Origin of the sequence: Actinomadura soli, from assembly GCF_005889715.1 — a bacterium.
GTDB classification, from domain to species: Bacteria; Actinomycetota; Actinomycetes; order Streptosporangiales; family Streptosporangiaceae; genus Spirillospora; species Spirillospora soli.
Window position 1 is genome coordinate 1 of the sequence record NZ_VCKW01000101.1, and the last position, 15262, is coordinate 15262.

Below are 15262 nucleotides of genomic sequence, written 5' to 3' on the forward strand. Positions count from 1 at the left end.
GGTTCGTGGCGGCGGTGTGGGAGCTTGGCGGTGATGGGGAGCCTACCGGCGGCGACCAGCGTCGATGCGAGGGTCTTCGCATGGAAATCCCTTCGTGGTGTGTTTCGAACGCCGGAATCTTTCCGGCGACCTGGTCGCCTGATCGCTACCAGACGTTAGCCACGCTACCCATAAAGCCACCTTAGCGTCAATTAAAAGCACCCTTAATCCTGCTGGTCCGCGTTCGGTCGAATTCAGACTCCAGGCGATACCATTCGCCTGGCCAGTTCATTCACAACAATTGGTGGTCCTGATTTCGGGTCGGGAATTCGCCCGGTGGGGGACGGGTGGGCCATTCCCGAACTGATCGCTGGGTTCGCCGTCATCACGGCCCGACCGGTCCCCTGACCTCACGGGCCCGCGCAGAGGTAGGGGCGCGGCGCCGCTGTGGGAACCACCAGTTCCAGTGGCCCATCAGGCGCATCGCCGCGGGGACGAGAACCAGCCGTACCACGGTCGCGTCCACCACGATGGCCACGGTGAGCCCGACGCCGATCATCGCGACCGGGATGACCCGCGCGGTGGCCAGTGCCCCGGTGACGATGGTCAGGAGCAGCGCGGCGTTGGTGATGATGCCGCCCGTGCGCTGCAGTCCAGTGGCGACCGCGTGGACGTTGTCGCCGCTGCGCAGCCACTCCTCCCGTACGCGGCTGAGCAGCAAGGTCTCGTAGTCGGCCGACAGCCCGAAGGCCACCGCCAGCACCAGGACGGGTGTCGTGGACGACAGTTGCCCGGTCGCGGGCACTCCCAGGAGCGGTGCGAGCCCTCCGTCCTGAAAGCCCCAGACCAGCACCCCCAATGACGCCGTGAGCGACAGCGCCGCCACGGCCAGGGCTTTGATCGGCAGCAGGACGGACCGGAACGCCACTGCGAGCAGCGTCCCCGTGCTGACCACGATGATCAGCAGCGTCCACGGCAGCGCCCCGGCGATCAGGTCCAGGTCGTCCATGACCTCCGCGGTCGCCCCGCCCACGAGCACCGCGCCGGCGCCCCGCGGCGGCGGCAGGTCCCGGACGGCCCGGACCAGCCGCCGGGCGGCGCCGGAACCCGGATCGACCCGGGAGGCGACCGCGATGTGCACCGCGCCGCCCGGCCCCGGCGCGGTCGGGGTCGCGCCGTCCACCCCGGGCACCCGCCGCATCGCGGCCAGGTAGTCGTCGAGGGCCGGTGCGCTGTGAGGTGATGCCGAAGGCGGAGGTGCCGCGCCGGAGGGCAGGACGGCGACGGCCGCGAACGGCGTCCCGGGGAAGTCGCGTTCGACCGTCTCCGAGACCACGCGGGCCGGGGAGCCCTCCGGCAGCATCGCAGTGCCGCGATCGGCACGCAGAGCAGCCCCGCCAGCGACAGGACGACGATGAGCCCCGAGACCGCGACCGTGCGGCCGGCGGTGGCGTAGGTGCGTGTCAGGGCGGTCCGCCCGTCCGCCCCGCCGGACAGTTCCTCGCGGAAGCGGCTGACGATGAACAGGGCGTAGTCCACCGCCAGGCCCAGCCCCAGCACCGTGACGATGTTCAACGCGAGCGACGACACCTCGACCACGGCGGTCAGCGGGCGCAGCGCGGCCAGCGAGAACACCACCGACAGCCCTCCGAGCAGCAGCGGCAGCGCGGCCGCCACCACCCCGCGGAACACCACCACCAGCATCAGCAGCAGGAGCGGGAACGCCAGCAGCTCACCCGCGCCAGGTCGTCCGCCGCGGCCTCGGTGATCTGGTCGTCCGCGGCGACGCCGCCGCCCATCGACAGCGTCACGCCCGCGGCGCGCAGTGCGGGCACGTCGGCATCGCGCTCGATCCTGTGATAGGCGCGGGTCTTTGAAGCCGCGTCGCGTGCGGACAGGTGCAGTGCCACCAGCACCGCGTGGCCGTCCCTCGACACGCGCCGGGCGGCGGAACGGGGAGGTTCCCGGACGAGCCGGGGCGGCACCGCGTCCAGGCTGGCCCGCATCGCGCCGTCGAACCGGGGGTCGGCGGCGGTGCGCCGCGCCGAACGGTAGAGCAGGATGAGGCTTCCGGTGTCGACGGGGCTGCCCGGCACCGCCGCCGCCCGGGCGGCCTCCGTCGCCGGGGCGCCGCCCCGGCCCGAGGTGACCCGCTCCGCCGTCCCGCTCCCGAGCACCAGGGCGGCGATGGCGCCCAGCAGCGCCGCGACGGCGATGGCCGTCCTCCGACGCCAGATCACGGCCACGGCACGGCCGTACATGTCCTGGCCCACCGGGCGGACATCCCGCACCGCACGACGCCGTCGGCCGCGCATCACGCACCCGGCGGGGAACCGACGCCGGCCGGGAGGCGTTCGAGCGCGATCGGCAACCCGTCCTTCACCGTGGTCAGCGTGCCCACACCGAACGGCCACGCGTGGCCGGCGGGGAGCCGCCAGCGGTGCCGCAGCAGCATCTCCGCCACGATCGGCTTGGCCTGCATGCCGGCGAAGTGCAGGCCGATGCATTTGTGGGCGCCGCCGCCGAACGGGGCCCAGGCGTACCGGTGGACGCGGTCCTCGCGGCGGTCCGGGGCGAAGCGGCCGGGGTCGAACCGGCCGGGATCGGGCCAGTACTCCGGCAGGCGCTGGTTGGTCAGCGTCGGGACGAACACGATCGTGCCCGCCGGGATGTGGCGGCCGAGGATCGCCGTGTCCGCCACCGCCTGCCGCAGGTGCCCGAGCACCGGCGACACCAGCCGCAGGGACTCCTTCATCACCTGGTCCATCAGGGTCAGCCGCGCCAGGTCGGCGTGCGCGACGCCGGGTGCCTCCGGGCCCCCGGCCACCGATTCGGCCTCGGCGCGCAGGCGCTCCTGCCAGGACGGGTGCTCGCCCAGGAAGTACGTCATGGCGGCGATCATGATCGTGGTTGTGTCGTGCGCCGCCTGCAGCAGGTGGATCATGTGGTCGACGACCTCGCGGTCGCCGAAGGGGCCGCCGGCGTCCTCCCCTTCCGCCCGGCAGAGGCGGTGAACAGGTCGTCGCCGTCGCCGCGCCGCCCGGCGGGGATCCGCGTGTACAGGAAGTCCTCCAGGAGGGCTCGCGCCCGTAGTCCCTTGGACCAGCGCGTCCCGGGCAGGCCGGGGACGCGGAAGCGCATGCAGGTGAACGGGGCCTGCATCAGGTCGCGGAAGGCGGCCGAGATCCGCGCGGCGCGCGGGTCGCCCTTGCCGACGCCCATGAACACGTCCAGGGCCAGGTCGAAGGTGAGCCGTTCGACATGGTCGTACACGCGGAAGTCCGGGCCCGGCCGCCAGTCACCGACCGCCGCCCTGATCCCGGGGAGCATCGCCGCGTGGTACCGCCGCATCCGGGCGGGGGTGAACGCCTGCTGTATCAGCCGCCGCTGCTCGCGGTGCTCCTCCCCGTCGAACATGAGCAGCGCGCCCGGCAGGAACGGGCCGAAGTACCAGCGGTAGACGGCACCAGCGGCTGGAGGAGTCCGGCGTCGACTCGCTGATGGCGGCCGAACTGATCGCCGTCCTGCGCAACACCTACGGGATCGAGATCCCGCCGATGGAGTTCGTCCGCAAGGGCGGCACCATCAGCGACATCGCGGACATGGTCCACCTCCGCCTCGGCGCTGTGCCTGCCTCCCGCCCCAGAAAGTGACCGCGCGGATCAACGCGGTTGCGAGCGGCCCGCGTGTCGTGAGAGGACGTCCGGTCAGCGGCCGAGACCGGCGTCGCGGGCGCGGAGGATCGCCTCGGCGCGGTCGGCGACCCGGAGTTTGGCGAACACGTTCGAGACGTTGTTGCGGACGGTCTTGGGCGACAGCCCGAGCCGTTCGGCGATCGCCGGGTTCGGCAGCCCCAGCGCGATCAGTTCGAGCACGCCCCGCTCCCGGGCGGTGAGCTCCGGGAACGGCTCGCCGGCGGGGGGAGCCGCCGCGATCCGCGCGAAGTAGTCCGAGACGCGGCCCGCCAGCGCCGGACCGAAGATCACCTCGCCGCGCGCGACCGCGGACACCGCCCGCAGTATCTCGTCCTGGTCGGCGCCCTTCACCAGGTATCCGCGGGCCCCGGCGAGCATCGCGGCGAACACGCTCTCGTCGTCCTCGTGCATGGTCAGCACCAGCACCCCGGTCTCCGGGCGCGCCGCGAGGATCCGGCGCGTCGCGTCCACCCCGCCGAGCCGCGGCATCCGCAGGTCCATCACGACGACGTCGGGACGCAGCCGTCCCGCCATCTCGACCGCGACCATCCCGTCCGGCGCGGTGCCCACGATCTCGACCTCGCCGGTGGAGTCCAGCATCAGCCGCAGGCCGTCCCGGTAGACCGGATGGTCGTCGGCGAGCAGCACCCGCGGCGTCACGGCGCGCTCCTCGTGAGCGACAGCGGCTCCTCCTCGGCGGCCGGGCGCGGCCCGAACGGCAGGACGGCGTGCACGCGCGTCCCCCCGCCCGGGCGCGCCGAGACCGTGCACCGCCCGCCGAGCTCCTCGGCCCGCTCCCGCATCCCGACCAGCCCGACGCCGACGAGCGCGCCCGGCGGGACGCCCCGCCCGTCGTCGGCGACCTCCACCTCCAGCGCGTCCCCGGACGCCGTCAGCAGCACGTCGCAGCGCGTCGCCCCCGCGTGCCGGGCGACGTTCGCCAGCGCCTCCGCCACGATCCGGTACGCCGCCTCCTCGGCCGCCGCGGGCAGCGCCTCGAGTTCCCCCGCGCAGCGGAGCCCCACCCGCAGCGACCGCCCCTGGAACCGCTCGGCGAGCTGCTCCACCGCCCCGGCCAGCCCGAACTGGTCCAGGGACGGGGGCCGCAGGTCGTGCACGAGGCGCCGTACGTCCGACAGCACCGCCGACAGGTCCGTGCGCACCGATTCCAGGGTCGCGTCGGCGGCGGCGCCGTCCCGCGGCGCGAGGTTGCGGGCCGCCTCGATCTTCAGGGCGGCCGCCGCCAGCGACGGGCCCAGCCCGTCGTGCAGGTCGCGGCGCAGCCGGCGCCGCTCCTCGGCGATTCCCGTCACGAGCTGCTCGCGGCTGCGCTGCAGCTCCTCGGTCAGCGCCGTGGCCCGTGCGGCGGCGGCCGCCTGCCGCACCACGTCCGCGAGGAGGCGCTGGTCGGCCGCCGGGAGCCGCGATCCCGTGCGCGGCACCAGCGCCAGCCGCCCGATCGCCGCGCCCCGGTACCCGAACGGCAGCACGACCACGTCGTCCCGGGCCGTCCCGTGCTCGACCACGACCGTCCGGCCGTCGGCGCGGTCCAGCTCCACCCGCACGTACGGGGACCGGAACGACTCCGCCACCACGCGCGCTACCTCCAGCAGCATCTCGTCCGGCCCCATGGACCGCTCCAGACGGCGCGCCAGCGCCGACACCACGTCGTAGGGCTCCGCGCGCCCTCTCAGCACCCGGTTCACCCACCGCTGCAGCCGCAACCGCAGCGGGGCGTACAGGACGGCGACCACTCCCGCGCCGGTCACGGCGGCGAGCGGCTCGTCGATGAACGTGCCCGCGAGGACGAACACCGCGACGTCGATGCCGACCACGGCGGCCGCCAGCGCCGCGTACAGCAGCGTCCAGCCGAGCAGCAGGTCCGCGTCGTAGAGCCGGTACCGGGCGACGGCGACCAGCACCGCCACCGCGATCGCCGCGTGCATGAGGACGAGGGAGATGTCGCCCGTCCACCAGTTCACCGACGGCGGTGCCACCTCGGTCAGCACGATGCCCGAGGCGATGAGGACGACGTTGGCGGTCAGCGCCAGCAGCATCCACCGCAGCTGCGCCCGCCGCTCCGGGTCCGACTGGCGGAACCGCACCGTGAACGCGGCGATCGACACACCGAAGGAGGCGAGGAAGCCCGCCCAGAACATCCACCCGGACACCGGCCAGATGGCGTGGGGCAGCGGCGGCGTCAGCGGGTCCAGCGGGACATCCCGCAGGCCCGGCGCGAGCGGCTCGCCCTGCGAGAACACCTCCCACGGCACCATCAGCAGCGCGACGACCCCGGTGGCCTGCGCGGCGACCGCCGCCGCCACCGGCCATCGCCACCGCCGCGAGGGCAGCCGCCCGTCCGGGAAGAACATCAGCGTCAGCGGCACGATCATGTTGATCATCGGGCCGAACCGGGCGCCCGCGTACACCGCGAACGCCGTCAGCGGCAGGTCCCCGCCGTGCTCCAGCACCGACAGCGACGCGTACGCCGCGGTGACGCCGTCCAGGACCGCGATGGACCCGCCCGCCAGCAGCAGCCACGTCAGTGGATGCCGCGGCAGCCGCGTCGCGAGGACGCCGCCCGCGACCGCCAGCGGCAGCCCCGACCCCGCCGACCCCCAGTGCGCCCAGTCCAGCGGATCAGGGGCCGGGCCGGCGCCGGCCAGCAGGACGTCCAGCCAGACGGTCGCGGCGGTCGCCGCCGCGCACAGCACGGCGATCGCGATGGCGGGCGGCCTCAGGAACCGCTCGCCCCGAGGCGCCGGGTGGGCGCTGCTCATCAGGCCAGCTTCGCCCGTGCGGTGTCCCGCCTACCTGGGGCCGGCGTCCTTGCAGGCCGGGACAGCGGTCACCGCCGGAAGAGGTGCGGCCCGGGGCGCTCGCGCCGGGCCTGTCACTGGCCGCCCGGGACATCGGGGACGGAGCGTCAGGGTCACCGGCGGCGCGTCCCTGCGCCGCCCCGTCACGGGAGAGAGAGCGATGACCGTGCACATCCGGCCCAGTTCCGTCTACTCGAACGACCCGTCCGACCCCGGCCCCGGCGGGCTTCTGATCCGCACCCGCATCGCCGGCGCCGCCCTCGCGGCCGGTACCACGGCGTGGATCGCCGGGCTGCTCGACAGCGGGAACCGCGTCCAGGACGAGGTCGTTCCGGCCGAGATCTGGGGCAGCCTGGCGTTCCTGGTGGGCGTCATGTCCCTGGTCGTGCTCGCGCTGTCCACGAACGCCACGGGGCACCGCAAGGGCCGCTACATCGCCATTGTGGAAATCGTCCTGCTCGTCCCCGCGATGGTGTGGTGCCCGCTCATCGTCGCCTACCCCGAGGACACGCCCGGCTGGGTGATTCCCTTTGACATGTGCTGGCCGCTGTCGATGCTCGGCATGCTCGTCATGGGCATCGCCGTCGTCAAGGTCGGCCGCTACCGGGGCCTGCTGCGCTGGCAGTTCCTGCTCTGCGGGCTGTGGCTGGTCGTCGCCGGAGTGGGGCAGGCCGCGCTCGGCGACGAGGGCGGCACCTACCCGGGCACGGTCTGGCTCGGACTCTCCTACGGCATTCTCGGCCTGCGCCTCGCCGTGACGCCCCGCATCGTCCTGCCCACCGGAGCCGCCGCACCCGCCGCACCCGCTGCTCCTGCGGCGTCCGCGCCCTGACGGGCCGGTCATCATTCCGCCGGTGATGTCCCGGCGGCCTGTGAACCCGCCGGTGGGTTGTCTCGAAGACCGTCCAGCACGGGTCTTCGACGGGAGCGGGGGCCCCGAACCCACCGGCGACCGGGGCTCTCGGCGTACGCCGAGAGACCTGTCACTCGCCGAGACGCAGGCGGCTGTGCAGTCTGCGCAGCGGGCCCGGTGCCCACCAGTTCCATTCGCCCAGCAAGGTCATCGTCGCGGGTACCAGCAGGCAGCGCACGAGGGTGGCGTCCACCGCGACGGCGACGGCGAGCGCGACGCCGAGCTCCTTGATGCCGAGGAGCTGCCCGGTCGCGAAGCCGCCGAACACGATGATCATCAGGAGTGCGGCCGAGGTGATGATGCGCGCCGTCCGCTGCAGGCCCCGCTCGACGGCGAGATCGTTGGGGACGCCGCCGTCGTGCAGCTCCTTGATCCGCGACAGCAGGAAGACCTCGTAGTCCATCGACAGCCCGAACGCGAACGTGAACACCAGCACCGGCACCCAGACCTCGATGCCGCCGGGGGAGGTGAAGCCCAGCGGCCCTTCGCCGTGGCCGTCCTGGAACACCCACACGAGGACGCCGAACGAGGCTCCGAGCGACAGCGTGTTCATCACGATCGCCTTCAGGGGGACGAGCAATGACCCGGTCATCCCGAACAGGAGGACGAACATGGCGATCGTGACACAGCCCGCCGCCCAGGGCAGGGCCCGCCGGATCTCGTGCATGTTGTCCTCGAGGACGGCGGCGCTGCCCGTGACCCAGGTCCGGAAGCCCGGCCGGTCGGCGCGCAGCGTCCGCACCAGGTCGCGTGCGGCGGTCCCTTGCGGATCTCCCGCCACGTGCACCTCGATGAGCGACCAGCGCGGTGCGAGCGGCTCCGGGGGTTTGGCCCGCGTCACGCCGGGCTCGGCCGCCACGGACGCGGCGTACGGCGCGGCATTCGCGGCCGGCGCCTCGGCGACGATGAGGATCGGGTCGAGGGTCCGGCCGGGGAATCGCTGGGCGACGGTCTCCTCGTACTGGCGCGGACCGGCGTCCGCGGGCAGCGCCCGCACGCGGGAGAGCCGGGGCTCCGCGCTGAGGAACGGCAGCCCGGCCAGCAGCAGGACGACGGCCACGACGACCAGCGTGAGCACGGGCCGCCGCCGGGTTGCCCGTGCCAGCCGGGCGAACAGGCCGTCGTCGGCGGTCACCGCCGGGGACGCCCTGACCCGTCTCCCGGCCAGCCCGAGCAGCGCGGGGATCAGCGTGAGCGAGGCGACCACGGCGACCAGGACGACCGACAGCGCGGCGGCTCCCAGGGCCCGGAACGTGGGGACGTTGAAGACGAACAGGCTCGACACCGACGCGCAGACCGTCAGGGCCGACCAGCCCACCGTCCGGCCCGCGGTGGCCATCATGCGGCCGACCGCGTCCTCCGCGCCCAGCCCCGCGCCGCGCTCCTCGCGGTAGCGGTTGACCAGCAGCAGCGCGTAGTCGATGCAGACGCCGAGCCCCAGGACCGTGGTCACGGACGCGGCGTCAGGATCCAGATCCGTGACGAAGGAGAAGCCGTACAGGACGGCGAGCCCGCCCCCGATCGATCCGAGGGCCGCGAGGATCGGCAGGCCGGCCGCGAACAGCCCGCCGAACACGAACACCATGACCAGCAGGGTCAGCGGCAGCGCCACCATCTCGCCGTGCTCGATGTCGCGTTGGGACTGCTCGGCGAAGGCGCGCCGTTCGAGCTCCGTCCCGCCCAGCCGCACCTCGGCGCCCGTCGCGTCGAGGTCGTCGAGCCGGTCGGCGACGGCGTCGGCCGCGGCGCGCTCGGCCTTGTCCGGCAGCCCCTTGGCGAGGTCGACGTGCACGAGCAGCGCGCGGCCGTCCGGCGCGATCAGGCTCCTGTCGCCCGTGCCGTAGGGCTCGCGGACCCGCGCCACGTGCGGCGTCCGCCACAGGTCGCCGGCGGTGCGGCGGACGGCGCGTTCGACGGCCGGGTCGCTGACCGGACGGCCGGCCAGCACGGCGCTCACCTCCGACCCGTACGCGCTGACCTCCTCCATCCGGTTGCTCCCGGCCACGGACTCCATGTGCGAGCCGCGGTACTCGGTGGTGAACCGGTCGAAGACCCGGTACCCGGCCATGAAGAACGCGATGGCCGCGATGAGCCAGGCCAGCGCGACCATGCGCCGGTGCCGGAAACAGGCGCGTCCCAGTCGCTCGAACACTCATTACCCCCTCATGGCCGCGACCGGCTCGCCGCCGGCCCGGCATCGGCGCCGTGTCCGTTCAGCCGCACGGGATGCCGTGGCTGTGCAGGGCCCTCGGCAGTTCGCTGCGGTTCGTGATGCCGAGCTTCCGGTAGGTGTGCGTGAGGTGGGTCTCGACGGTCCGGCGGGTGATGCAGAGACGGCGGGCGATCTCGCCGTTGGTGAGACCCTCGCCGGCGAGGACCGCGACCCGTTCCTCACCGTTGGTCAGCAGGTGCGGGGGCATCCGGCGCAGCCGCCCGCCCGCGCTGAGGAGCTCGTCGCAGGCGCGGACGATGAGCGTCTTGGCGCCGCAGACGACGCCGAGGGTGAGCCCTTCCCGCAGGTGGTGGCGGGCCCGCCGGTACTGCCGCCGGCGGCGCAGCTCGGCGCCGAGGTCGACATGGGCCTCCGCGGCGCACAGCCGGGTGCGGGGATCGGCGAGCAGGCGGATCGCGCGCTGGAGGCAGTCGACGTCGCCGTGCGCGACCCCGAAGGCGTGCAGGGCCAGCCCGAGCCTGCGGGGGCCGCCGGACGCCTCGGCGGCTCCGAGGACCTGGGAGGCGAGGCGGCGGGCATGGTCGCCGAGGCCGACGCGGCACGCGAGGATGGTGGCCCGCGCACACCAGGAGGTGATGGGGCCCGGGGCGCCGGGCCGGTCGTCCAGCCAGTCGAGGAACTCCAGGAGGTCGGCCCGGGCGCGGTCGGCCTCGCCCTGAGCGAGGTGCACCTCGGCGCGCGCCGCGAGCAGCAGCGCGTCCCACCATCCGGACGTCGGCCGGTCGAAACCGCCCGCGGCCTCCACGGCGGCCGCCGCGGCCCCCGCGTCGCCGGACCTGACGGCGGCCTCCGCCTGCCCGGCGAAGGCCAGCCTGGGCAGTGCCGCGGTCGGCGCCGCTCCGGCGTCGGCCAGCAGCGCGGAAGCGGCGGCCAGGTCAGCGCGGGCCTGGGCGAGCCGCCCGGCGCGCAGGGTGACGAGGCCGCGCATCAGCAGCGCGACGGCCTCGCCGCACAGGTCGCCGCGCCGACGGGCGAAGCCGGCCCTCCGCTCGCACATCTCCTCGGTGAGCCGGTCGTCGCCGAGCAGGCCGAGGCAGCGGACCAGGACGTCGAGGTGCATGAGGCCGGCGCGCGGAACCCAGCCCGCGGGAACCGGGCACGCGGTGAACAGCGACAGCAGCGGCCCGGATCCGGCGACCGGCCGGAGGGCGGCGCGGGCGTCGTCGGGACGGCCGAGGTGGAACAGCGCGACCGCCTTGCCCGCGGCCGCCTCGGAGAGCAGGCGCGGGTCCGCGGTCAGGGCGGCCGCCCGGTCGAAGCAGGACGGTGCGCCGGGTATCTCCCGTCGCAGGAACGCCCGGCCGAGCTCGATCATCAGCTCCGCGCCGACGTCGTCCGGCAGCTTCTCCCGGAGGGTCCGCTCGATGAGCGGAGCCGCGGCCGGGCCGCTGCGGGCGATCTCGGCGCGGGCCGCGAACAGCAGCGTCTCGGCGGTCCACGGCCGGAAGCCGGGCGCCACGTGGACGAGATGGCGGGCGATCCGCTCGGCCTGGGCGCGCCGCGTCCGCAACCGGCAGGCCGCCGAACCGTGCAGGACCGCACGGACGGCGGCGGACGTGTGGGCCGCGACCGTGGCCTGGACCAGCGGGTGGACGAAGACCGGCCGGTCGGCGCGCAGGAACCCGGCGGCGGCCAGGGCGCGCAGCGCGTCCTCGCAGTCGTGCTCGGGGAGCCCGGTGACGTGGACCAGCATCTCGCGGTCGGCCGAGTCGCCGAGCTCGGCGATCGCCGTGGCGAGGGTGAGGGGGGCGAGCCGCCGCAGATCGGCGGTCAGGCGGGCGGTGAGCTCCGGCCCCGCGCCGGTGCGGTCGGTCAGGGGGATCCGGGCGGCGAGGAGCGCGACCGCCTCGCGCAGCAGCAGCCGGTTGCCGCGGGCGAGCCGCCAGCAGGCCGCGACCGCCTCGTCCGCCGCGCCGGGGACGTGGCGGCGCACCACCTCCATGGTCTCGGGGCGGGTGAGCGGTTCGAGCGTGACGACGCCGCGGCACAGGCGCTCCTCGGCCAGCTCCGCGACGGCGGCCGGGTCGGCGAGCGGCTCGCCGTCCCGGACGGCCGCCACGACCAGCAGCGGCAGGTTCTCGATGCGCCTGGCCAGGAAGCCGAGCCGGCGCAGCGACGCCGGGTCGGCCCACTGGACGTCGTCCAGGCACAGCAGCACCGGAGAACGGCGGGTCAGCTCGCGGAGCACCCGGTACAGGGCGTGGCCGTCGGCGGCGCCGTCCATGGACCGTCCGTCCACGCCATCGAGGGCGTCCACGAGCTGGTCGATGAGGCCGAGGGGGACGTCCTTCTCGGCGAGGTGGCCGAAGGAGCGCAACGTCAGGAAGCCCTCCCGCTCAGCGAACGAGGCGATGGCGCGCAGCAGGGTGCTGCGACCGGATCCGAACCGGCCCCGGACGAGCAGCGTCCCCCCTTCCCCACTTCGACCACGGTGGACGGCCGCCGCCAGCACGTCGAACGGCGCACGGTCGCCCCAGTCCCAGCACGTCCCGGCGGGGGAGACCCCCGCCGGGAGCGCCGCCGACTCCAGGACGGATGGACCCGGCGTTCCAGACACTCCGCACCTCCGGTTCAGACGGCGGCGGCTTCGATCGCGCTCTCGGCGCGCGGGTCGGGCACCGGCGCGGGGTGCGCCGCGACGATCTCGAAACCGGAGCGGACGAGCAGGTCGCGGTACTCGGTCTCGGTGCGGTCGCGGCCCGCCACCATGACGAGCATCAGCAGGTCGAGCAGTTTCGCGGGGCTGAACCCCGGGCCTTCGGGGATCAGCTTCTCCAGGACGACGAGCCGGGCCCCGGGCCGCATCGCCGCGCGCACGGTCCGGAGGATCTCGACGGCCTTGTCGTCGGGCCAGTTGTGCAGGCAGCGGGCGAGCACGTACAGGTCGCCGCCGGAGGGCACCCGGTCGAAGAAGCTGCCCTCGACCAGCTCGACGCGGTCGAGGAGCGCGGCGTCCTCCAGCCGTTCTCGCGCCTGCCGGACGGTTTCCGGCAGTTCCAGCAGGACGCCGCGCATGCCCGGGTGCGCGCCGAGCACGTCGGCCAGCAGGTTGCCCGTGCCGCCGCCGACGTCCACGAGCGTCCCGACGCCGTCCAGGCCGCAGCCGGTTCTGAGGACGGCGGGCGTCTCGCGCAGGCCCGCCATGGCCTCGTTGAAGGTCCGCTGGGCCGCGGGATTGGCGTCCAGGTACTCGTAGAAGCCCATGCCGTAGGCCCGGTCGAACGCGGGCTCTCCGGTGCGCGCGGTGTGCATGATCTCGGCGAAGGAGCGGAACACCTCCTCCCCGTACATGATCGCGCCGAGCCGGGCGGAGCGGGCGCCGTCCGACCGGAGCAGGTCGCCGGCGCCGGTGAGCCCGTAGGTGCGCGGGGCGGTCTCGTCGAAGAGGCCGACCGCGGCGAGCGCGCGGAGCATGCGGTGCAGGGCGTCCGGGTCGGCGTCGCAGTGCGCGGCCATCTCGCCGGCCTCGCGCGGGCCGCCGGCCATCAGGTCGGGGACGCCGAGCTTGGCGACGGCGTAGGCGGCCTGGGCCAGCCAGCTTCCGGACAGCACGCTGAGCAGCACCAGGCGGTCGGCGCCGCCGAGCTGGGCGTCGAGGGCGGTGTCGCTGAGGGCGGTGTCGTCGAGGGGGGTCTCGCCGGTGTCCGCGCGCCGCGCGCCGTCGTCCAGGTCGATCGATGGATTCACGAAGAAATACCTCCACGCCCAATATGCGCCGATGCCGCTGGGACAGGAATGATCGCCACCGATCCAGGTTGATCGATATTGACCTTATGGAGCAAGATTTTGTAATTATATTGAGCGGTGTGCAAGGACGGCACGGGAAGTGTTCTATAGCATTCTGTAACGAGCGGGATATCGCGCTTGACAGCGCTCCTTCGCGAGCCTCAGACTCCTACTGACCGTCAGTCGGTAGCGATTCGTGGAGTGTTCGTGGCCGGTCGTGCACGCCGTCTGGCGCCGCTCACGGTGCTGTTCCTCAGCGCTTTCATGGCCCTGCTCGACGTGACCGTGGTCACGGTCGCGGTCCCCGACATCGGCTCCGACCTGAACGCCGGGCTGCCCGCCCAGCAATGGGTGATCACTTCCTACACGCTGATCTTCTCCGCCTTCCTGCTCACCGGCGGAACGCTGGGCGACCGCTACGGACGCCGCAGGGTGCTGCTGACGAGCGTGGTGGCCTTCGCCGTCGCCTCCGCGCTGTGCGGCCTGGCCCCGTCTCCCGGCCTGCTGATCGCCGCGCGGGCGCTGCAGGGCCTGGCTGCCGCGGCCATGCTCCCCGGGACGCTGTCCATGATCGCCTGGATCTTTCCCGACCCCAGGGAGCGCGCCCGCGCGATCGGGATGTGGAGCGGCGTGGCCGGGCTCGCGCTGATCGCCGGTCCGGTGCTCGGCGGCTGGCTGGTCGGCTCGTACGGCTGGTCCAGCGTCTTCTTCCTCAACCTGCCGGTCGCGGCCGTCGTCCTCGCGGTCGCGCCGCGGGTGCTGCCCGCGGTCGGCAGCGGGCGGGAGCGGCTCGACCTGCCCGGCCAGCTCGCCGCCGTCGTCGGGACCGGGGGACTGGCGTTCGCCCTGATCCAGGGCGACGCCGAGGGCTGGACCAGCCCGGTGATCATGGGCGGGTTCGCCGCGGGCGCCGCCGGTCTGATCGCCCTCGTGATCGCCGAGACCCGCGTCCCCGACCCCATGCTGCCGCTGGCGCTCTTCCGGCAGCGGCCGTTCCTGATCGGCAACCTGGTCTCGTTCCTGCTCGGGTTCGGCCTGTTCTCGATGTTCTTCTTCCTGTCGCTCTACATGCAGCAGGTCAGGGGCGAGTCCGCGCTGCACACCGGGCTGGCGTTCCTGCCCGGCTCTGTCGCCATCGTGCTCGCCGCTCCGCTGTCCGGCGTCCTCGCCACGCGGCTGGGCCACCGGGTCCCGATGGGCCTGGGGCTCGCCGTCGCCGGGATCTCCCTGCTCACCATGCACCGGCTCACGGTCGACGCCGGGTACGGGCGGTGGTGGTGGTGCGTCGTGCTCATGGGTCTCGGCATCGGGCTGGCGCTCAGCCCCACCACGGCGCTGGTGCTGTCGGCGGTGCCGAGGGAGCGGTCGGGCACCGGGTCCTCGATCGCCAACGCGCACCGGCAGTTCGGCATCGTGTTCGGCGTCGCCGTGCTCGGCGCCCTGCTGACCCAGCGGTTCACCTCGCTGATGGGCTCGACGCCGGCCGGTGCGGGCCTGTCGTCCGCCGAGCGGGAGCGGGTGGCCGACGCGTTCCTGCACGAGGGCGGCGGGGCGGCCCGCGCGCCCGGGCCGCCGGAGACCGCCGAGCGGCTGGCCGCCGCGGCCAAGGACGCCTTCGTCGAGGGGCTGCACGACGTGCTCACCACCGGAGCGGTCGTGCTGCTGGCGGGGGCCGTGATCACGGTGGCGCTGCCGGCCCGCCGGCGCGGCGAGGCGGGCTCCGAGGCCGGCGAGGTCCCGCACGGCGTCACCGCCTGAGACTGACAATTCCGACAAATGTCGGAATTCTATTAACGATCCGCACTCATTCCCGGGCAGGTCATCGCGGTAAGCGGCCGTTCTAGATGATGAAGCGCCACGGCCCTCCGCTTCCTTCTTTAGCCTCACGGACCTGCCG

General features: G+C 73.9%; 11 protein-coding genes and 1 pseudogene. 3 read left to right on the top strand and 9 right to left on the bottom strand.

Annotation, left to right across the window (positions count from 1 at the left end; translation table 11 throughout):
• Positions 1-364 precede the first annotated feature (364 nt).
• The 4 genes and pseudogenes from ETD83_RS20255 to ETD83_RS20270 form a co-directional block, all read right to left on the bottom strand.
• Positions 365-1342, bottom strand: a complete 978-nt coding sequence (locus ETD83_RS20255; RefSeq protein ID WP_138646711.1) for an MMPL family transporter — start codon at positions 1340-1342, stop codon at positions 365-367.
• Positions 1343-1407: 65 nt separating this feature from the next.
• A pseudogene (locus ETD83_RS46040) lies at positions 1408-1683 on the bottom strand (MMPL family transporter); the annotation flags it as partial.
• Positions 1683-2270, bottom strand: coding sequence for a hypothetical protein (locus tag ETD83_RS20265; RefSeq protein ID WP_138646712.1), 588 nt, complete (start codon positions 2268-2270; stop codon positions 1683-1685). The gene ETD83_RS20265 and the pseudogene ETD83_RS46040, both read right to left, overlap by 1 nt.
• Before the next feature lie 23 nt (positions 2271-2293).
• Entirely contained in the window at positions 2294-3277 is a 984-nt protein-coding gene (locus ETD83_RS20270; RefSeq protein ID WP_138646713.1) for a cytochrome P450, read from the bottom strand.
• A 175-nt stretch (positions 3278-3452) separates the two neighbouring features.
• Here ETD83_RS20270 and ETD83_RS20275 point away from each other — a divergent pair, with 175 nt between their 5' ends.
• Positions 3453-3632 (top strand): acyl carrier protein, encoded by a 180-nt coding sequence (locus ETD83_RS20275; protein WP_268920472.1) that lies wholly within the window; start codon positions 3453-3455, stop codon positions 3630-3632.
• A 54-nt stretch (positions 3633-3686) separates the two neighbouring features.
• Here the strand turns inward: ETD83_RS20275 and ETD83_RS20280 are convergent, their stop codons facing one another.
• Positions 3687-4334, bottom strand: coding sequence for a response regulator transcription factor (locus ETD83_RS20280; protein WP_138646715.1), 648 nt, complete (start codon positions 4332-4334; stop codon positions 3687-3689).
• The gene (locus tag ETD83_RS20285) at positions 4331-6454 is read right to left on the bottom strand and encodes a sensor histidine kinase (protein ID WP_138646716.1); all 2124 of its coding nucleotides are present in this window, start codon (positions 6452-6454) and stop codon (positions 4331-4333) included. The genes ETD83_RS20280 and ETD83_RS20285 overlap by 4 nt, the downstream gene beginning before the upstream one ends.
• A gap of 199 nt (positions 6455-6653) precedes the next feature.
• Between ETD83_RS20285 and ETD83_RS20290 the strand changes: the two genes are divergently transcribed.
• Positions 6654-7325 (top strand): hypothetical protein, encoded by a 672-nt coding sequence (locus tag ETD83_RS20290; protein ID WP_138646717.1) that lies wholly within the window; start codon positions 6654-6656, stop codon positions 7323-7325.
• A gap of 151 nt (positions 7326-7476) precedes the next feature.
• On the opposite strand, the gene ETD83_RS20295 is transcribed toward ETD83_RS20290, so the two are convergent.
• The 3 genes from ETD83_RS20295 to ETD83_RS20310 form a co-directional block, all read right to left on the bottom strand.
• Positions 7477-9558, bottom strand: coding sequence for an MMPL family transporter (locus tag ETD83_RS20295; protein ID WP_138646718.1), 2082 nt, complete (start codon positions 9556-9558; stop codon positions 7477-7479).
• 61 nt (positions 9559-9619) lie between these two features.
• Complete coding sequence (locus ETD83_RS42645) at positions 9620-12196, bottom strand: AAA family ATPase (RefSeq protein WP_171064341.1); 2577 nt, start codon at positions 12194-12196, stop codon at positions 9620-9622.
• Positions 12197-12210: 14 nt separating this feature from the next.
• On the bottom strand, positions 12211-13326 hold the full coding sequence (locus ETD83_RS20310) for a methyltransferase (protein WP_138646719.1): 1116 nt from the start codon (positions 13324-13326) through the stop codon (positions 12211-12213).
• A gap of 246 nt (positions 13327-13572) precedes the next feature.
• Here ETD83_RS20310 and ETD83_RS20315 point away from each other — a divergent pair, with 246 nt between their 5' ends.
• Complete coding sequence (locus ETD83_RS20315) at positions 13573-15123, top strand: MFS transporter (RefSeq protein WP_138646720.1); 1551 nt, start codon at positions 13573-13575, stop codon at positions 15121-15123.
• Positions 15124-15262: the final 139 nt, after the last annotated feature.